The sequence below is a fragment of the Shewanella waksmanii genome (genome assembly GCF_043643685.1).
Lineage (GTDB): Bacteria > Pseudomonadota > Gammaproteobacteria > Enterobacterales > Shewanellaceae > Shewanella > Shewanella waksmanii_A.
On the sequence record NZ_JBHZSN010000006.1, the window covers coordinates 139612 to 159880 of the forward strand.

16 protein-coding genes and 1 pseudogene are annotated in these 20269 nt (G+C 44.7%); 7 read left to right on the forward strand and 10 right to left on the reverse strand.

The genetic code is table 11. From position 1 onward, the window contains the following. Positions 1-11 precede the first annotated feature (11 nt). Positions 12-809, reverse strand: a complete 798-nt coding sequence (locus tag ACHUFW_RS11235; RefSeq protein ID WP_394203100.1) for a substrate-binding periplasmic protein — start codon at positions 807-809, stop codon at positions 12-14. Between the two features lie 378 nt (positions 810-1187). Between ACHUFW_RS11235 and ACHUFW_RS11240 the strand changes: the two genes are divergently transcribed. Continuing rightward, positions 1188-1637, forward strand: a complete 450-nt coding sequence (locus ACHUFW_RS11240) for a copper resistance protein NlpE (RefSeq protein ID WP_394203102.1) — start codon at positions 1188-1190, stop codon at positions 1635-1637. Positions 1638-1658: 21 nt separating this feature from the next. Here the strand turns inward: ACHUFW_RS11240 and ACHUFW_RS11245 are convergent, their stop codons facing one another. Further along, positions 1659-2237, reverse strand: coding sequence for a hypothetical protein (locus tag ACHUFW_RS11245; RefSeq protein ID WP_394203103.1), 579 nt, complete (start codon positions 2235-2237; stop codon positions 1659-1661). Between the two features lie 143 nt (positions 2238-2380). Next, positions 2381-3043, reverse strand: a complete 663-nt coding sequence (gene ung, locus ACHUFW_RS11250; protein WP_394203105.1) for a uracil-DNA glycosylase — start codon at positions 3041-3043, stop codon at positions 2381-2383. Positions 3044-3262: 219 nt separating this feature from the next. Here ung and ACHUFW_RS11255 point away from each other — a divergent pair, with 219 nt between their 5' ends. After that, positions 3263-3814 (forward strand): type II secretion system protein, encoded by a 552-nt coding sequence (locus ACHUFW_RS11255; protein ID WP_394203107.1) that lies wholly within the window; start codon positions 3263-3265, stop codon positions 3812-3814. Positions 3815-3940: 126 nt separating this feature from the next. Further along, complete coding sequence (locus ACHUFW_RS11260) at positions 3941-4261, forward strand: DUF3144 domain-containing protein (RefSeq protein WP_394203109.1); 321 nt, start codon at positions 3941-3943, stop codon at positions 4259-4261. Between the two features lie 112 nt (positions 4262-4373). Here the strand turns inward: ACHUFW_RS11260 and ACHUFW_RS11265 are convergent, their stop codons facing one another. Further along, a complete protein-coding gene (locus ACHUFW_RS11265) occupies positions 4374-4988 on the reverse strand; it encodes a LysE family translocator (RefSeq protein WP_394203110.1) in 615 nt (204 codons plus the stop codon). Between the two features lie 135 nt (positions 4989-5123). On the opposite strand from ACHUFW_RS11265, the gene ACHUFW_RS11270 reads away from it, so the two are divergent. Then, a complete protein-coding gene (locus ACHUFW_RS11270) occupies positions 5124-5663 on the forward strand; it encodes a thioredoxin family protein (RefSeq protein WP_394203111.1) in 540 nt (179 codons plus the stop codon). 68 nt (positions 5664-5731) lie between these two features. On the opposite strand, the gene ACHUFW_RS11275 is transcribed toward ACHUFW_RS11270, so the two are convergent. Further along, complete coding sequence (locus tag ACHUFW_RS11275; protein ID WP_394203399.1) at positions 5732-8386, reverse strand: TonB-dependent receptor plug domain-containing protein; 2655 nt, start codon at positions 8384-8386, stop codon at positions 5732-5734. 391 nt (positions 8387-8777) lie between these two features. Between ACHUFW_RS11275 and ACHUFW_RS11280 the strand changes: the two genes are divergently transcribed. The 3 genes from ACHUFW_RS11280 (at position 8778) to ACHUFW_RS11290 (ending at position 13774) form a co-directional block, all read left to right on the forward strand. After that, positions 8778-10244: a sigma-54 interaction domain-containing protein gene (locus ACHUFW_RS11280; RefSeq protein ID WP_394203113.1), complete on the forward strand. Its 1467-nt coding sequence runs from the start codon at positions 8778-8780 to the stop codon at positions 10242-10244. Between the two features lie 191 nt (positions 10245-10435). Continuing rightward, positions 10436-11908: a cytochrome c oxidase accessory protein CcoG gene (gene ccoG, locus ACHUFW_RS11285; RefSeq protein WP_394203115.1), complete on the forward strand. Its 1473-nt coding sequence runs from the start codon at positions 10436-10438 to the stop codon at positions 11906-11908. A 261-nt stretch (positions 11909-12169) separates the two neighbouring features. Continuing rightward, positions 12170-13774, forward strand: a complete 1605-nt coding sequence (locus ACHUFW_RS11290) for an AMP-binding protein (protein ID WP_394203117.1) — start codon at positions 12170-12172, stop codon at positions 13772-13774. A gap of 440 nt (positions 13775-14214) precedes the next feature. Here ACHUFW_RS11290 and ACHUFW_RS11295 read toward each other — a convergent pair. The 5 genes and pseudogenes from ACHUFW_RS11295 to ACHUFW_RS11315 all read right to left on the reverse strand — a co-directional run. After that, positions 14215-14535, reverse strand: a pseudogene (locus tag ACHUFW_RS11295) (lipocalin family protein); the annotation flags it as partial. 141 nt (positions 14536-14676) lie between these two features. After that, positions 14677-16482, reverse strand: a complete 1806-nt coding sequence (locus ACHUFW_RS11300; RefSeq protein ID WP_394203401.1) for an ABC transporter transmembrane domain-containing protein — start codon at positions 16480-16482, stop codon at positions 14677-14679. Positions 16483-16687: 205 nt separating this feature from the next. Then, positions 16688-17245, reverse strand: a complete 558-nt coding sequence (hutZ, locus tag ACHUFW_RS11305) for a heme utilization protein HutZ (RefSeq protein WP_394203118.1) — start codon at positions 17243-17245, stop codon at positions 16688-16690. Positions 17246-17289: 44 nt separating this feature from the next. After that, the gene (gene hutX, locus ACHUFW_RS11310) at positions 17290-17799 is read right to left on the reverse strand and encodes a heme utilization cystosolic carrier protein HutX (protein ID WP_394203119.1); all 510 of its coding nucleotides are present in this window, start codon (positions 17797-17799) and stop codon (positions 17290-17292) included. A 199-nt stretch (positions 17800-17998) separates the two neighbouring features. Continuing rightward, entirely contained in the window at positions 17999-20050 is a 2052-nt protein-coding gene (locus tag ACHUFW_RS11315; protein ID WP_394203120.1) for a TonB-dependent hemoglobin/transferrin/lactoferrin family receptor, read from the reverse strand. Positions 20051-20269: the final 219 nt, after the last annotated feature.

The window sequence follows — 20269 nt, forward strand, 5'->3', positions numbered from 1 at the left end:
GGCCAACAGCGCTACTTTAACCCTTTACGTTTAAACTCTTGTAGCCAGTAGCTGTTGTCCTCAAATCCGTGCAGACGCAAAATATCATTGACTCGACCGCTGTGCTTCATTTCATTAAGCGCCAGATTAAACTGCTCAACAATTTTTAAATGATCCTGACGTTGTTTTGAGACACCAAAATGAAACAGCTCTACACTCAGCGGCTGGCCTACCACAGTAAACGCATGGCGATACTCAGTAGGACCTAATGCGATAAGATGCTGAGCCACATCCTCACTGATCAGCACTAAGTCCACCCTGCCTAAAAATAGCTTTTTCAAATTTTCAGCATCGGAGCTACCCGCCTCGGTTTTAAGGCTAGCCTGCTTAAAAGCCTCGGGATTGGCATAGCCACGACCAATACCAATGCGGTAAGGAGCTAGCTCCGCCAACGACTTAAAATGGATATCACTGTCTTTTCGCTTAAGCAGCACGATGTTTACCGATAATAATGGCTCAGAGTAACTGGCCCATTGTTCACGCTCTTGCCGATACCAAAGGCCAATAATCCCATCAGCTAAACCATTTCGGGTTAACGCGGTGGCACGTACAAACGGATAAAAGTCATGGTCGGTTTGATAGCCACTTTGATGTAACGCTTCGGTGGCCAACTGATAGACGACGCCATTTAAGTGCATGTCTTGAGAGTAAAATGGCGCATAATCATTTGACACCGTTTTCAGTGAAGCCGCACTCGCGTTAGGAGTGCTGCAGGCGATAACAAACTGCGACCAAATCAGCGCTGTGAATAAAAGAGTCCGAGCATTCAATATGGGTGACCTACACTAATCTTATTAGCTAATGTTTTAGTAGCTTAGTTCTAGTAGCTAAGTTTTAGTATAGACAGGTTATATGGGTTACGGTGAGCATGATCGTATCAACAAGGTAAATGGCGTTCAGGTTTGAACTGCTGAGGTTGAATTTTATGCTGATTGGGATGGCTCATCAAAATAGCTTTCGATTGGCTAGCAGTATGGCACCTAACTATTATGCGTCTTAAGTAGAGTCATTAAGTTTTTAAGTTGCAGCCTTATTCAAATAATCAACAACTAACTGCTAAAATCAGCACGAAAGCTCAACTCGACCTAGACAAGCGCTGTATTAATTCAGATGATAAGCCTACCCCATGACTCACTGAGCATTAAGTAATGAAAATAGTTGCCCCAATGATACTGGCGCTGATGATAACAGGTTGCAGCACCACAAAGCAGCCTGCTAGCCCAACGCCTATGCCTGCTCACTTACAAGCAGCTGATCCGATCCCCGTGGGAGACACCAGCCAAAATGCCCTCGACTGGAATGGCACTTATCAAGGCGTCACCCCGTGTGCTAGCTGTGAAGGTATTGCCACTGAAATAACCCTAAATCGTGATAACACCTTTACTATGCGTACCCAATACTTGGGCGAAAATGAGCAAGTATTTGAATCAACCGGCACCCTATTTTGGTTGGGGCAAGGTAATATCATCCGGTTGGGCGAAGGCGAGTCACAACCACTATTTTTGGTAGGGGAAAATCAACTGTTCATGCTTGATAAACAAGGCAAGCGGATTCAAGGGGCATTGGCTGAACACTATCGTTTAACCAAAACGCACTGATAGGTTCAAGGACATAAGGGCTTATGGGTTAATACACCATAAGCTCAAACAAGACGAACTGCCGACTTGGGTCTGCATGTTGGGACAATGGGCGACATAATGCTTCGCCTCTCCACAGGACGTCATCTGCATACATTGGGTTTTACCCTGACATTCAAACACCATATCACTGGTATCGGTTTTGCCAACATAGTGTTCAGAGCCTGCAGGAAACAATCCCTCAGGCGGCTGCACTCGGTCGCCTACAAATGGGTTGTATTCAACATTTAAGCTCAAAAACACCATGCCAACGGTTAACAAAACCGCCAGTAGCACATTCATTTTCGACAGCCAATCAACATCGAATATCTGCCGCTTATAGCGACTTAAACGGATCGGCTCACCGTTATCAATTTGTGCGCGCACACTTAACAGTGGATGTTGGGTATTGGAGGTTCTTAAATAGGCGACTCGGTCGCCGACTTTCGGAAGGTAATCAATAGGTTCAAGGTGTTTAGCTGCCACCATGAGGGGCTCAGTGCCATCGTCTGGCTCGATAAACCCCACATGACTTTTGCCATCCCAGCGGGTTAACGAACCCCGTTTAATTGCAAAAAACATAATCTGCTACCTTCCTCGGCTTGCGAGGCATAATCCATTAATTAGGTAGATTGCACATAAATCTACGCAATCAGTACATCCATTGTTACCGCTTACATAGATAACTATAATCAGCTTTTGCTGATACAGCAAGTGTGCAAAGGTTAGTTTAGACACCAATCAATAGGGGTATTTTTTGCTTCAATGAGTAACTGATTGATTTTAGAAAAATGCTTACACCCAAAAAAGCCACGATACGCTGACAAAGGTGATGGATGCGGGCCAGAAACAATCTGGTGCTGTGGCGCATTAATCAGCTTGCCCTTTTTAATCGCATGGGCCCCCCACAACACAAACACTATCGGCCGTGTTTGCTGATTTAATAAGCTCAGAACATTATCTGTAAAGGTTTCCCAGCCCGCTTTGGCATGAGAATGCGCTTTACCCTGCTCTACTGTAAGCACGGTATTTAACATCAGCACACCCTGCTGCGCCCACGGGGTTAAATTGCCATGTTCAGGTATGGTGAACTGCTCAATATCGTCAGCCAATTCTTTATAAATGTTCACCAACGAAGGTGGCACTTTTACACCTTTTTGTACTGAAAAACACAGTCCATGAGCTTGGTTGGGGCCGTGATAAGGGTCTTGACCAATTATCACCACTTTCACCTGTTCAAGTGCAGTGATATCAAATGCACTAAACACTTGCTCCTGAGGTGGGAAAATCACTTTGCCGGCTTGACGCTCACTACTTACAAAATCTTGTAGCTGTTTAAAATACTGTTGCTGTTGCTGCTCAGCCAAAAAAGCTTGCCAATCTGCCATTACCGTCTCAACACTATCGCTATTTCATCACTGGCCCAAGCTTAAGGGGCTAGCTAGCCTGACGCAAGTCATCTGACCTTCTATCTAAAATTGAGCTAGTTGTAGCAAAATGCAAACTTTGAAACTCAGGCGTTAAAATTATTTAGCCATTTGGCTATCTGCTTGAAAAGTCCGATGTTATACTCAAATCATTGTCAATAAATACCCAAAGGCTAATCAGTGTTATTTAATTCGCCGTCAAAAACACAATATCAACAAACTGGCTTTACATTAATTGAGCTTGTGGTTGTCATTATTGTATTGGCGATTTTGGCTGTCATAGCCCTGCCTAAGTTTATTAATATCAAACAGGATGCTGAAGTTGCTACTGTTCAAGGCATGGGCGGTGCATTTAGCGGGGGGATTACGCTGGCTAATGTAAAATGGGCGGCGCTAGGTAACACTGGTCCTGCTGACAATTTACAGATTTTCCCTGGCGGAACTGAAGGCCAACTCGATATCAATTTGTGGGGGTTTCCGGCACAAAACTACCCACCTTTTGAGTCTAGCCCTCGACTAAATAACACCAATGATTGTATGTCTGTTTGGCGCACTATCTTGCAAGATGCACCGAGCATCTCGACTTCAAGCGATCCTGAAAACTCAACCTATCAGGCCACTTATATCTCGCCAGATCAATGCCGTTATTTTTATAACCCACTGCCAACCTTATCAATTTACTATGACTCCCGCGACGGACGAGTTATCACAGACTCCGATCCAACCAGCTAACCACACGGCTAGCAGCTTGAGTTAGATCCCATAAACCCAAATTTGATGATTCATTCATTGCTGAATTACGTTAGTATTCATGCTCGAAAATAACATCAAATTTATCATTCTAAGAGTGAGTACAGCATGTCAGAAGAACAGAAAGCGACGACTATTTTTCAACTAGCCGACCAATTCATTGCCCTAGCCAATGAGTTAAATAGCCAAGAGCAAGATGTCGGTAAAGTGGGTACCGCGATGCGTTTCGCTGCCGCCCGTTTTAATGCGTTTGAAGCAGCAATTAAATCTTCTGATCTAAAAGCAGAAAAAGACAACGCACTTGAGTGGTTCACTAAAGAGTTCCACGATATGTTGAGCGACAACTTAGATGACCACATCCAAAACCCACCAAAGGCTGCTGAAGAGCCTAAAAAGGATGAGTCAGTACAGGTGTTTAACGGTCAATAAAACCGGCCATTATCACAAAAAAAGCCATCTTTTTGATGGCTTTTTTATTGCAAGTTAAAGCTGTTTTCATGGCCTTAATCGTCAATAAACAGCAATTCCCCGCATCTACCCTTTACATCGTCACCAGCACCCGCACAGCTAGCAAAATCAACACCACACCAGATAACTTATCGATTAAGGCGGCACGTTGCCGAAGCTTAGGCAAAATCGCGCTATGGGACAGTACCAACGCAATTAGTGTGTACCAAAGCCCATCAACAATGAGCGGCGTTAGTACGATTAAAGATTTGCCCCATAAGTCATCGGCTACCATCACAAACTGACTGAACAAAGCCAAAAAGAACAACATGATTTTAGGGTTAAACAAAGAAATCGCGATACCGTCACGCGCGGCTGTCCAAGCATCAGTTTGCTCGCCCGCTTGTAACTTTTCAGACACGCCCCCTTTTGAGCGCAACGCTTGAATCCCCATCCACGCAAGGTATAACGCCCCTAATATGGCAATCGCATTAAACACCATGGGCGCTTGCTTAAGTAGTACCGCAAGACCAAGCAAGGTGATCAACGCGTAGACCCCAATCCCAATAGAATGGGCCCACGCACAAATAATCCCTTTGCCTCTGCCACCGCCTAATGTATGGCGCACTACCATTGCTAAGCTTGGCCCAGGCGACATTGCACCGAGACAGCAAATTGCTAACAGCCCTAGCCACGCGCTAAAGGTCATAAAACCACCTTGATATGAATTGCATTACAAAAGCCGCCAGCTTATCGCGAAATTTGTGAGCGAGCAAAAAATCTAACCGATTAATTTCTGCAATGAGTTTGCTAAACTAAGGCTTTCTTCTTATTGGCTTATTTGATGAATACCATTGTGCTGGCAAGCCTGATCACCTTGTTACTACTCGTATCTGTGACCTTATGGTTGCTGTATAAAAAGCTGCGCGGCAGCACGCTTCCCTCAGGCGTGATTGTTTTACTCGCTATATTTTGCAGTATGAATGCTGCGGTAAGCTACTTTGTTTATCCAAAAGAAGATTTTAACGCTTATAAACGTTTGACTTGGCAGCCATTAGCACCAAGCCAAATCAATTCACTGGTTGCTGAAGGTAAAACTGTGTTTGTGGATGTCACCGCAGATTGGTGCAGTATCTGTAAACGTAATAAAGACAGCGTGATTAATCGTGAAATCATTGTCGATTTACTCGATAACAGCCACATCGTTTTAATGCGTGGCGATCTTAGTTCGCCCAATGCGTTAGTGGAGCAGTTTTTAGAGCACAATGGTCAATCAGGCATCCCTTATAATCGAGTATATGGCCCCAAAGTGCCACAAGGCGTGGTGTTACCCGGCAAACTTACCATTGATGATGTTGAGCAAGCGCTTAGCTACGTACAATAACCTAATACGTGCAATAACCTAAAAAGCCCTGCAATACTGCAGGGCTTTTTCAGTTATGCGATTAGCAGCTAAAAGTTGTAAGCCCCTTTTAGGTAGTAATAACCGCCGTTAAAGCCAAATGGCGATGTTTCATAATACTTACCACCCCACTGATTATTGACACAGCCTCCACAAGCCGCCGCGCCTTCTTCAGTAAAGTTAATCTCTGTGGCTTGTTGATCAAAGATATTTTGCGCACCAATCGAAACCGTAAACGATTCATTAATAAAATAGCTTAGCTCCATATCAACCGTGACCGCAGCTTCACCCGTATTAATAGTGGCATCATAATCCACGTGCACACCTTGGTATTCGCCGAAGTAATTCACGCGAGTAAATAGACCAATATGATCCCAGTTTGATGCCCAGGTAAATGTGGCTCGATGATTAGGAAGGTCGTTCTCCAATCGAGATACTTTAAAGTCGCCAGTGATATCAGAATAACTGTCTACAGTGGTTTCATTCCAGTTATAGGCCAACGAGAAGGTTGAATCGCCAGCAAAGAGATCAGCACTGTAATTAGCGACAATGTCGACCCCTTCAGTGGTGGTATCAAAGTCATTGGTGAAAAAACTCACCTGTGATAAACCATCCACATTGGGAACGCCCGCCTGTTTTAACGCTTCTTTATCGGCTTCGGTTAAAGTGATTTTTTCCGACTGGCTAATACGGTCCTCAACCTGGATATTGTAATAATCGACAGTTAAGAAGAAATCACCTTGGTTATATACCGCACCGAAGGTATAACTTTTCGACTCTTCAGGTGTCAGCTCCGTACCGCCTAACTGTACCGAAATAGGGTTGGTTGGTGGCAACAATGCCGAGTCGACCAGTTGACCATTAGATAAGTTAGTTTGCACGTTACTGACATTGGCCTGACCCACAGTTGGCGCTCTAAAACCCGTGTTATAAGAGCCACGTAACGCAATATCATCGGTGATAGCGTAATTAGCAGCAACTTTATAGTTCACCGTAGAGCCAAAGCTATCATAGTCTTCATAGCGAACAGCCAACTCAGCCAGCAAGCTCTCAGTAAACGGTAATGACAAGTCCACATAAATGGCTGAGTTATTGCGGCTATACTCACCGGCAGCCGAAGGTTGGAAGCCAGGGAATCCATTTGAGCCAATGCCGAAGCCTTGGTCAGTTAACGGTCCGGCGATAAATGATGGCTCATCACCCGCGACCACTTCAAAGGTTTCATCGTGCCACTCTAAACCTGCTGCAATTGACACATCATCAGCAAGGCCAAAATCGGCAAACTTGACGAAATCCGCGTTAAAATTGGTTTCCGACTGGATATATTTACCTGGGCTGAAATCTCTTGGCGTATCTGGGCCGAGTGAAGCATTTACTGTGTTATAGATAAAATAGCGAGATTCATTGCGTCCCATATTGGCGCTAAAGTCATACAACACACCACTTAGCCATTCAATCTCAAATTCACCCTTGGTACCTAACGTTAGCGAGCTATCTTTAATGTTGCCGCCAAAATTAGGAGTGAAGCCACCAGGGATCATGTTGTTAAACGCAAAACAATTGGCCGCAGCCAAAGAATCAAGCGCTGATTGATTAGGCAAACCATTGGCGCCAATTTCAACCAGTGGACAATTGAGCTGTTGGTCTCGACCGTCTAACGAGCCAACAAGTACGGTAGGTGTCGCATTATCCCATGCTTCTTGACCCGTTGGGTCATCATCACCTGGACGATACATATTGACGCCACCCACATTACGCACTATGCCGCCATATACGCCACCACGGGTATTGGGATTACGGTAGTAAAAGCCACCTTTAACATCACGTTCAGAGTAGTTACCAAACATATAAGCTTCTGACTTATCGTCTAAATCAATACCAAAGTTGGCAAAGATTGTTAGATCATCCTTGATTTCAGGCGAGCCCCAAATTTGCGCAGGATCGGCCACCTCTAACCCCGCATCATTAAAGGCTTGTGCATCAGGTCGCTGCACACTGCGGCTGGTTGGATCGGCGTTTTTATATTGAAAACTAAAGTTGGCAAAGCCATCTTTTGTCAACGGCATACCAATGTTGCCAGCCACCTCTGTGGTTTGCCCATCTCCTTCATAATACTCACCGACTTTTGCCTCGATACTGCCGCCTTCAGCGTTATCTTTAAGGACAAAGTTAATCACCCCTGCAATTGCGTCTGAGCCATACTGAGCCGCAGCACCATCACGAAGGACTTCCACTTGTTTCAATGCGATACTCGGTATTACAGAAATATCAGGGCCGTGGGCACCATCGTTTATCCCTCCGCCTAAAAAGGTAATAACTGACGAGCGATGGCGACGCTTACCATTTAAAAGAATCAAGGTACTGTCCGCCGACAAGCCACGTAAATTTGCAGGTCTCACTAGACTTGCCGCATCACTAATTGGGTTAGAGTGTACGTTTAACGAAGGCACTGAACCTTTAAGCACTTCGAGCATATCGGAATTACCCGATTTAGTGAGCTCTTCGGAGCCAATAATGTCAATGGGAACCGGCGAATCACCAATTGATCTTGGTGTGGCACGTGACCCCACTACAGCGATTTTTTCCACATCCTCAAGGCTAACTTCTTCTTGTGCCAAAGTTGAAAAACTCGCACCGGATAAAGCCAATGAAACGGCTAAACTCAGCGCACTTTTGTTTATTGCGTTGTTATTGTCAAAAGTCATCATTATTCTCTTTTGATTATTATAATTTGACCCCATTGCTTACTGCCTCGCTCTTATTACTGGCGAATTTTACAGCAAAACAGGCCTTCCCCAGAAATGAAATTAAACATTTCATTTACTTTTCTATAACAAAAAAGAAATAAAAGCTAACGCTAAATTAGTGAGACTCGACCAAGGTCTAGCACTCAAATTTATTAAGCCCTGATTTAATAACTAAAAACATTCGCAAATATTTTTATATTGTTTGGCAAGGGTGATTGTGATGATGCGAGGAAATAACAAACCAGCAAAAGTGGCCACTGCATTCAACTTATTTGTGAGTCACGATATATCGTTAATATTGATAAACTAGGCTACAATGTAAGGCCATTGAAACTGCTGGTTTAGCAATATGGACAAGCCCACATTACGAGTAAGTAGTAAAAAACAAAGCAATAGTGAACAACAGCTTACCCAATTTTTGCCGGAAAATAAGCTGATACTTAATGCAGTCAATGAAGGCATATATGGTTTCGATCTCAACGGTCACGCGGTATTTATCAATCCTGCTGCTGAAAAGATGACAGGCTGGGACAGTGCCGAGCTATTAGGCAAAAACATTCATGATTGCCACCATCACAGTCATGCTGATGGCAGTCACTACCCCCAAGAAGACTGCCCCATCTACAATACCCTCAACGACGGTATTGCTCGCGAAGTGAGTCACGATGTGTTTTGGCGTAAAGATGGCAGTAGCTTTCCAGTACATTACACCTCTACCCCAGTCTACCGAGACAACCAGCTCATTGGCGTAGTCGCGATATTTCGTGACATCACCATTCAAAAGCAAACTGAAGACTCATTGCGCCAAGCATTAGAACAAGTACAAGCGCTTTCGGAGAAGCTGGCCAACGAAAACCATTACCTGCTCAGCGAGCTAGCCAACCACAATGGCGATGTCAGTTTATCTGGCGATAGTCCTAAAATGCAGCAAGTTGCTCAGCAAATAAAACTTGTTGCCCATACCGACAGCACGGTATTGATCAGCGGTGAAAATGGTACAGGTAAAGAGTTAGTCGCGCGAAACTTACACCAATTAAGTGACCGAGCTGATAAACCACTGATTAGCGTCAACTGCGCGTCCTTCAGCCCCAGTTTGTTAGAGAGTGAACTGTTTGGCCATGAGAAAGGCGCCTTTACCGGGGCTGCCACAAGGCGAAAAGGCCGCTTTGAACTGGCAGATAATGGCACCTTGTTTCTTGATGAGGTTGCAGAGCTATCCCTAGAAGCACAATCAAAATTGCTCAGGGTCATACAGGAACAAGCATTTGAGCGCGTCGGTAGCAGCCAAACAATTAAGGTTAACATTCGTCTGATAGCAGCCACCCACCATGATCTGAGTAAGCGGGTAGAGCAAGGTTTGTTTAGAATGGACCTATACTACCGACTTAACGTATTTCCCATCCATGTACCGCCACTAAGGGATAGACTCGAAGATTTACCCTTGCTGGTTAGTGATATTCTGTCGGATATCAATAAAAAGCTGGGTAAAAAAATAACCGGTATTAGCCGCAATAGCTTACAACACCTCAGCGCTTACAGCTGGCCAGGAAATGTCCGTGAACTGCAAAACTTACTGGAGCGTTACAGCATTTTGGCTCTAGGTGAACTGCTACAAATACCCAAACTCACCACCACCGCTACGGCCCCCCATAGCGATGACATGCGCCTAAGCGAGATTGAAAAGCAGCATATCGAATCAGTACTTCAACGCTTCAACTGGCGCATTTCTGGGCCAAATGGTGCCGCAAATGCCCTTGGCTTGCCGCCTAGCACCTTACGATCCCGCATGCATAAACTTGCCATCACTCGCCCCTAATTTCAGTTCCATGATGTGAATTTAGCGCTAATAAAGTCACGATATATCGCCAAGACACGATATATCGCGACCCAACCAACGCTACCATTTAAAAAACCAGTTGTTATTCAAGAACTTAAACAATGAAAAAGTTGGTCTCTAGATTGCTATAGCAGTGTCACTATGTGGGCAATTCAGCAGTTGGAACCAAAATGAATAATAGCGCCTTTAACCCTAATAATAACAAGGTTAAATATCACCTTGATGCTAAACAAACTTCTTCAGTGGCAATTTCATCGTCCGAAAAAGTCAGTCATAAATATCAACAACAAGCAATAAAAGTTAAAAACATCGACACCCCAAAAAAGATCCATATCAAATCACAAAAGGGTCGTTATCAACGGCTGCGAAGTATATTTAATAGTTTTCTCATCGTCTTGTTTTTTGCGATTCCGTTTATTCAATACCAAGGGCAACAAGCCATTTTATTTGATTTAGAATTGCAGCAGTTCCGTTTCTTTGGCACCACATTGTGGCCACAAGACTTTACATTACTTGCCTGGGTATTTATTGCAGCCGCCTTCCTACTGTTTTTTATAACCGTGTTCTGGGGGCGTATTTGGTGTGGGTATTTGTGTCCGCAAACCGCTTGGTCATTTATCTATATTTGGATTGAGGAAAAGATTGAAGGTAGCAGTAATAAACGCCATGCCTTAGACAAAGCAAAGTGGCACCCACAAAAGCTACTCAAGCGAGGTAGCAAACACCTTAGTTGGGCCCTCGTCGCCTTAATTACTGGCTGTGGGTTTATTGCCTATTTTGTCCCAGCCAATCAACTCTACTACGATGTTTTTAGCTTCAATACGTCGTTTTGGGTAGGCGCTTGGGTATGGTTTTTTGCCGCCTGCACCTACTTAAATGCTGGCTGGATGCGTGAGCAAATGTGCTTACATTGCTGCCCTTATGCCCGTTTTCAATCGGCGATGTACGATGCCAATACCTTGGCTGTCACCTATGATGCAACTCGAGGTGAATCTCGAGGTCCCCGTAAGCGCAATCAAGCAACCGAGCTCGGTGATTGCGTAGATTGTCACCTATGTGTTGATGTTTGCCCAACTGGTATCGATATTCGTAATGGCTTGCAATACGAATGCATTAACTGTGGAGCTTGCGCTGATGCCTGTGATGAAACCATGGGCAAATTTGGTTATCAAACAGGGCTTATTCGCTACAGTAGCGAAAATGCCATGGCTGGCCTTACTGTTAACCGGTTTAAATCCCTAAAGTTTGTTGGCTATGGTCTAGCCTTTGTGGCCGTACTGGCGATTTTTGCCGTCGATTTACAGCAGAAGTCAGCGATTGAACTCAATATCTTACGTGATCGACAAGCCTTGTATCGAGAAAACAACGAAGCACAAATAGAAAATAGCTACACCCTAAAAATTCGCAATAAAACTCAACAAGATAGGAACTATGAGTTAGCAACAACAGCGAATCAAACCTACGTGATAAACAGTGAAACCGAACTGTTTATTAAAGCGGGTGAGCAGCTCACTTACCCCATCACTATCGTACAGGCCGCCCCCGTCGATACCCAAGGGTTTAGTAAGTTAACCCTCATTGTGCAAGATATCAGTGATTACAGCCAACTCGTCGCCCAAGATACCAACTTTTATCGACCATAAGCGTAGGGCTTGTTGACCTAATCCAATTAACTTTCTGACCGACTCTTTCATAGAGTCGGTCACGGGCCTTGCATTAACCGACCACACTCATCCTACCAGTAACCCTGTTCATATTAGCTGTTGACCTATGGTGATTTTTAGCTCTAATCTAAACAACCGTTTGAATTAACAAATTCGTCAATATCAAAGACGAAACATGCGCGGAATAACAAGCAACAAAAATAAGTCGACAACAATAATTAATAATTTACGAGGTAGCTTATGGCCTATGACGCTGACACACGTATCGATCTCTCCCAATATGAATCGATGATAGATCTGATCGAACAATCTGCTGAGCGCTATGGGGATAAAACGGCATACTCGTGTTTACAAAAAACGACTAGCTTCAATGATGTTGAGCGATTATCCCGCGCCTTCGCCGCATACTTGCAACATCATACGCCACTGCAGAAAGGCGATCGGGTTGCCATTCAACTGCCTAATATTACTCAGTTCGCGATTGCCGCCTATGGCGCCATGCGCGCGGGAATGATTTTGGTCAATACCAACCCGCTTTACACCCCACGTGAACTTATCCATCAATATAATGACTCTGGCGCAAAAGCATTAATCGTCCTATCAGATTTACTGCCTACCCTCACCGAGGTGGTCGCAGCTACGGGTATCGAGCACGTATTTGCCACCCACGCACTCGATTTACATCAAGTACAAGAGGTTGCTCCATGTGGCTTTGAGTTCACCCGATTGATGGACGCAATCGAGGCTGGTAAGCAACTTGATTACCAGCCAGTTAAAGCACAGTTAAACGATCTTGCTGTCCTGCAATATACCGGCGGCACTACAGGGCTTTCTAAAGGCGCGATGCTTAGTCACCGAAACTTGATTGCCAATGCCATGCAGATTAAATCCCGTATTGGCGACCGTCTCGTTCAAGGTGAAGAGGTATTTGTAGCCCCACTTCCGGTTTATCATATCTACGCCTTTATGGTGAACTTAGTGCTGTATTTTGAACAAGGCGGCTGCTCGGTGCTTATCCCTAATCCGCGGGATATCTCTGGCCTCATCGACACACTAAGCCAACATCAGTTTACCGGTTTTGCTGGCCTCAATACCTTATTTGTCGGCTTATGCCACCAGCCCGCCTTTAAAGCGCTTGATTTTAGTCGTTTAAAAGTCACCATTTCAGGAGGTACAGCGCTCACTCAAGCTGCCGCATCAATGTGGCAACAAACCACTGGCTGCACCATTAGCGAAGGCTATGGTTTATCTGAAACCTCGCCGGTGGTTTCGCTTAACGCCCCAGGGTTAGAGCAGCTTGGCACCATAGGTAAGCCTGTTATAGAAACCTCAGTTAAGATTTTAGATATGGACGACAATGAAGTCGCCATCGGTGAGATCGGTGAATTAGCAGTAAGTGGCCCGCAAGTGATGCAGGGCTATTGGAATAAACCTGAAGAAACTGCCAAGGTCATGACTCAGGATGGCTACTTCAAAACCGGTGATATCGCCCTTGCGACTAAAGATGGGCTGCACAAAATAGTCGACCGCAAGAAAGACATGATTATTGTCTCAGGTTTTAATGTTTACCCCAACGAAGTAGAAGATATTTTATCAAGCCACGACGCCGTGCTTGAGTGTGCGGTTGTAGGCGTAAGTGATGAACACAGTGGCGAAGCTGTCAAAGCGGTTATCGTATTGGCGGACCCAAATGCCATAGAAGATGACGCCAAGCAGCAGCTACAGCAGTACTGCCGTGAGCAGCTTACTGCTTATAAGGTACCAAAAATTATCGAGTTTGTTGCCAGTTTACCCAAATCCACAGTAGGTAAAATACTGCGTAGAGAATTAAGAAACCCAGCTTAGCGGATTGACCTTCAATCTCAGCTATCAGCAATAAAAAAGGGAGCTAAGCTCCCTTTTTTATTAACCGTTTTTCGATTGATCAACCCAGATAATTTGCTGAGTATCAAAACCCATCTGCTTGGCTTGTTCACTAATACCAATCGGCATAAGAAAGTGATCTACTCAAAGCTATTTTTGGCAAACGAGTTCGAGACGAATAACTTAAGTAATAGTGGTTCTATTGGGAAGTTATTCAACGAAGAAGTAGGCAGCCAAAAAAGCTCCCAAAGGGCGAGTTTTAGCACTTCTGATACTGTGTAAACGAACTTGAACGTAGAGTAACTATGCCCTTCATTCGTTGCCTTGTCTCAGAAGCGCTAAACTCTCGCTGAGCGATCACATCTTTATGCCGATTGGTATAACACGCTGATTCAACCCATTATCGACCGTGGGCGTACGTGATAAAAAGGACCAAAGAACGACACTTTTAGGTGACCCACATCGCTACTTTCAACAAAGTAAGCTTTCCCTTCAGCATCATCCCATTGCTGCTCTTGATCAATATAACCACGGTTCAATACTTTAACGCCACCATCTGCTCGCATCGAATAGGTCGCCGTAACCGCAGACATACCGCGCTCAAAGCTATGATCGAGCCTAGCGACTTCATACCATGTACCTAAGTATTTAGGTAACTCAAAATTATTTACCGGGGTAATATCATCAGGCAAGCTAGTACACCCTGACAACACTAACATAAGCAATCCAATCCACTTTGCCATCACACTACCTCGTTTGTTCGGCCTAAGGTGCTAAACCTAAGATACTAAAAACCAAAGATGCTAAATACCAAAGATGCTAAAACCTAAGATACTAAAAACCCAATACCAGTTTGTTAAAAGAATCGATCACTATTTTATCAATTAGTTAGGGCGTATTTCATTGTGTTGTTCAGCTAAAGTTCGGCCGTCATCGGTCAACAATTGTAAACTGGCAAATTCACGGTACAGATCGCTACTTTGCATCAGTTGTTGGTGGGTACCACTGGCCACAATTTGACCTTTATCGACCACCACAATGCGATCGGCATTTATCACTGTTGCCAATCGATGGGCAATAATCAAGGTGGTTTTTCCTATCATTAAGGTATCGAGCGCTTGTTTCACTTTCAGTTCACTCACCGCGTCCAGTGCACTAGTTGCTTCATCGAGCAGTAATATCGGTCTATCGGCAAGAATCGCTCTGGCAATGGCAATACGCTGCTTCTGACCACCAGATAAGCGGACACCTCGCTCACCAAGGTAAGTCTGATACCCTTCGCTAAATTCGCTGATAAACTCATCCGCTCTGGCAGCGATACAGGCCTGTTTCACCTCTTGCTCTGTGGCATCTAATCGCCCATAACGCACGTTTTCCAAGACACTAGTGGCAAAAATAACCGACTCCTGTGGCACCAAAGCATATTGCTTTCGCAAGGTTTGTGGGCACAGCTGAGCAATATCGATACCGTCAAGTAAAATTTCCCCACTATCAAGTACATAAAACCGTTGCAACAGTTCAAACAAGGTACTTTTGCCTGCACCACTGGCTCCGACTAATGCCACTCGCTCGCCGGAGTGAACGTGCAAGTTAAGGTCATTAATAACCGCCTGTGGGGTAACGGTTTCGTTATCTGCCAAAGCCTCAGATTCGCTATCTCGGTAACTAAAGCGTATTTGATTTAGCTGCAGCTGCCCTTTCACCTTGGCAGGTAATGTCGCAGGTTGAGCCACAACTGGAATATCAATGGGCGTTTCAACCAATTCAATTAACCGCTCAGTCGCGCCAGCTGCACGCTGTATTTCGCCAATAACCTCACTGATTGTCGCCACGGAGCCGGCAACCATTACGGCATAAAACATAAATGCTGAAAGCTCACCACCTGTAATATTGCCACTCATGACATCATGGGCACCAACCCAAGTCACTAATGCGATCGCCAAAATACTTAAGAACATGACTAAGGCTATCAAAATGGAGCGGTATTTTATTCGGCCACTCGCAGCTGCCATTATCGCTTCAATGCGGTCATTAAATAGCTCGCGGTCTTTATCTTCATGGGAATAGGCTTGTACGGTATGAATTTCATGTAAGCTTTCATCTACATAAGCACCAAGGTCGCCCATTTTATCTTGGCTCTTACGGGATAAATCCCTTACTTTACGACCGAAAAAGAAAATCGGTCCTAGCACCATAGGCACGGCAAGTAATACTAGGCCTGTCATTTTTAAACTGGTAACCGCCATCATCGAGATGCCGCCTATCACAGTGACACTGGCACGCAGCGCCATGGATAAGCTCGAGCCCACCACTGATTGTAGTAAGGTGGAGTCTGCGGTAAAACGAGAAATCACTTCTCCGGTGCGCTGTTTAGCGTAGAACCCTGGCGACAGTTTCAATAGATGGTCATAAACTTTAAGGCGAATATCGGCACTGACACGCTCACCTAGCCAGGTCATTAAGTAAAATCGGCAAAAAATCGCTGAACTACTTAAGGCAGTAATCGCGATCACCAATAAGATAATTTCATTGAGCCGTGAGCCGTTATCAGCAAGAAATCCCTCATCAACCATTAACCTCACACCTTGGCCTAGAGATAACCATGCCAGGGAGCCGATAAACAAAAATACAATGGCCGCCACCACTCTTAATCGATAGGGACGTAAAAAAGCACCAATCCATGGCAAAATCGCGCGCTGTTTAGCACTAGGAGCTGATTGAACTTGCTCTGAAGCTGTCGACTTTTGGGTAACAGCATCTGCGGGTGCGGTAGAATTACTCAAGCTTATTCCTTAAAATTTTGGGCGAAGTCTCAGGCACATTTCGCCACTAGAATAACAAAACCCGCACAAGGGCGGGCAATGTTTATTCAATGATGTTGAAATTGGGTTTAAGCTAGCTGACAGACTCGTTGCTAGTGGCAAGCTCAGCTTTTGGTGTTCCATGGTGGCCATCGCGCTTCCAATCAACATCCAATAACTCGTTACCCGATAGGCTGAATGCTTGGCCAAAACCTTTCACATATAAGCCATGGTGAGGTGAAAGCTTAAATAAATTAAAGTCTTCTAGCGTCGCTAAGTTATCAATGATTGAGCCTAAGCGCTGCGCTAAAACGTCAATACCTTTGTCGAAAGCGTCGGTATTACGTTGAATCAATTGGGCTGTAGCATCAAACGTTAATCGTTTACGCGCAAACACACTTTTCGCATCCGCCTCATCTTCCACCAACATGACTGATACCTTGTTAGACACCTTTAAGTTGGTACCATGGCGCGCTAGCTCACTCACTAGTATATAAAAACCATCATCGGCAACCGCAAACGGCGCATAACTGGCGTTAGGTGTCCCCGTTGCATCTTGGGTGGCCAGTTGCAATGAGTTGCGCTCATGTTTGAAGGCTTCTATTTCAGGCAGTAGTTTGTCTCGTAGACGTTGCTCTTTTTCTGTGGTCATGATTTTTTCCTCGTAACTGTCGTGACATTAGTTGGCATTGCTAATCAAGCAGCTACCGTTGATGATTCACGTAACGCCATAAAGCGAACGACTTGCTCTGGTAACAACTGACGCTTTTTGTCGCGACCAAGGTACACTTTAAATACCACCTCTCCTTGGGCACCAAAAAAGTTGATAGAGTGACTTTCAGTGCCTCTAAATGGCTTACTGATTAACGCGATAGCACTGATATCATCTAGCTTTAGATGACCATGCAGGCCATCGCCTTTGGTGATGAGGTTGTAGTACCCATGGGCATATTTTCCTTTTGGGAATGCCCCTTTAAATTCAAAAATACTGCCTGATGCTGACACAATCGTGGTCATGGTTCCCCACGATGGTAAATCGGCAAGCAAGTTATCTTTTTGGCTAAGTGGTACCAAGGCGACTTGCTCTGCAGGCAAGGCTGACGCCACAGTAAATTCGCTCACTTGCAATTCACTAGCAACTTGCCCGGGCATAGCGCTTGGATTGGCTTCAATGTACTGTTGAATCTGAGTCACAGTGACTGACATGGAATATCTCCTATCTTGTTCCGTCTCATTTAAGAGGTTTAACGACTTAACCTTAAATTGGCTTGGTCTTAAAAAGGCCTATCCTTAAAAGGCTTAGACTCAAAACGGTTAAGACTTAAAACCACCAAGAGGCCTATTTGACCTTTAGCTCAAATCGACCTCAGATACAGTGGCTGATTAACTTGCAAACATCGGCAAGTTAAAAGCTATAGCGCGCTGACAATTTGTAGTTCCTGCCTTGCTCATACAAGGTTTGCCACGCTTGGCGATATTCCTCATCACCGATATTTTCAATCGCAAAGTCAACTCTTAACCCTTCAAACGTACCCATGGCTGGTTCCCAAGCCACATATACATCCCAAAGTTTGTAAGAGTCGTATTGATTTAAGTTTTCTTCTGGAAGCTGGTCTTGCTCAGCAACATAAGTAAAGCGAGTACCGACTTTGACATCCCCTTCCATCAGTCCCTGTGATAGATCGATGGCTAACTTCTTAGCAGGAATGTTCGATAAGTACTCGTCATTTGCCTTATCTTTACCTTCAGTTTGACCATAATTGAGTGATACTCGAGTTTGCTGGTAACGGTACTTTGTCGAAAACTCAAAGCCGGTAAGTTTGGCTTCATCAACATTATCCCAAGAAGTGGTTTGCTCAAGACCTGGAATGCCCATTAGCGGGTTAGAAACAGACTGCTCAATGAAGTCATCGACATCATTTCTGAACACGCTCAAAGTCATAGCTAACTCGTCATTACCTGCCATATTGGCAAATCGTAAATCAGCTTTGATCTCTTTGTTTTGCGCTTTTTCAGCTTGCAAATCTGGATTGATTTCAAAGGTATTGCATAAACCGTTAGGTAAAAAACCTGGAATAGGAGGAATGCAATAGTGAGTACCTGTTGAGTACATCTCTTCGATGCTAGGTGCTCTAAACGCTTCATCATAACGCGCGCTTAGGGTCAACCAATTGGTCGTTTTCCAGGTTAAACCCACTGAAGGCGAGAACGCACTATCGTCACTTGAGGCATTAAGGTTATTACTTTGGTTTTCAAACGCATCGTATCGAACCGCAGCATCAATTGCCCAACGCTCAGTCAGCTCAATATCCGCACGGGTGAAGGCACCCCAAACCGTGGTTTCACCATCTAGACTATCTGGTCGCTGACCCGCTTGCCCACTGTCGTCACGCACGGTATTAATGCTGTCTTTATAACCATCTACCCCGTAGGTCAGCTTGGTCATGCCAAAATCTGAGCGGTTATTGATGCTAAACCCAAGGGTTTCATATTCAGTGCTATCAAATTGGTTTTTAGTTACCCGATCTTCATCGTAATCCGTGCCATTCCAGTACAAGGTGGCATTAAGATCTAAATAGGCATTGTTAGTCGGGTTAATGCTGTAATCTAGGGTGACGTTAGTGTCCTTTGTCATACGGCGCACTAATGGCACAGAGCTACCCACTTCGGTGGCTGGGTTGCTCGGTACTAACTCATTAATATCTGAAAAACGCGCCGATAACTGTAAGCGCTGATCGTCAGTCGGTTGCCAACCAATTTTAGCCAAACCACTGCTACCGCGAGAGGCACTGTTTTCTAAGGTTTTGTCACCACCAATTTTAATGTTGTCATTATCGTAATAGCTGCCATTAACTAACCAATCGACACTGCCACCGCTTGCTTGCTCGGTCAGGCCGTATATTGCACCACTGGTTTTTAAACGGTTGCCGTTAGTTTCAAACCCTTGCTTAAGATAGCCACCAAACCCGTCACCTTCATCAAGAAAGTCCTGTGCTGACTTAGTATTTTGTGCAACAACACCACCAATAGCGCCACTCCCCCATAAACTACTCGCTGGGCCACGAACCACTTCCACTGAACTCAATAATTCAGGGTCCATGAAATAGGTACCGCGGTGACCAGAGTTAGTATTTTGTCTGGCACCATCAATAGTTTGTAAAACACGTTGTCCGCCTAAACCACGGATCTCAACCCCTTGTGAAGATGCGCGTGGACCATTAGTGACATTGACGTTGGCTTCGTTCTTTAGCGCTTGCGCAACTGAAGCTGGTTGTGACTCTTGTAACTGCTCTTCATTAACAACCGCGACACTGCGGCTGGTTTCAGAGGCTTTCTCAGTCACTCGCGTTGCGGTAACAAGTACTTCGTCGAACTCTGTCACGCTGGCCGCTTGCTGCGCAACTGCTGATGCGCTCATCGCCATTGCGACAGCGACAACTATCGGCTTCTTGGTCATGTTTCAATCCTCAAATGGTAAAAAAGGGGTAGCTTGAGTCGACTCATTTAGTCCATTAAGCGTGAAGATTCCGCACCCATTGTCATTATTTCGGGCACTTTACCTGAGAAAAAAATACAGATCAAATGAAAATCATTATCATTTGCGATCTTATTTTTATTCGTATAACCTATTTACACTAGATGGCGATATCACTATTTAGCTAAAGGATTGAATTAG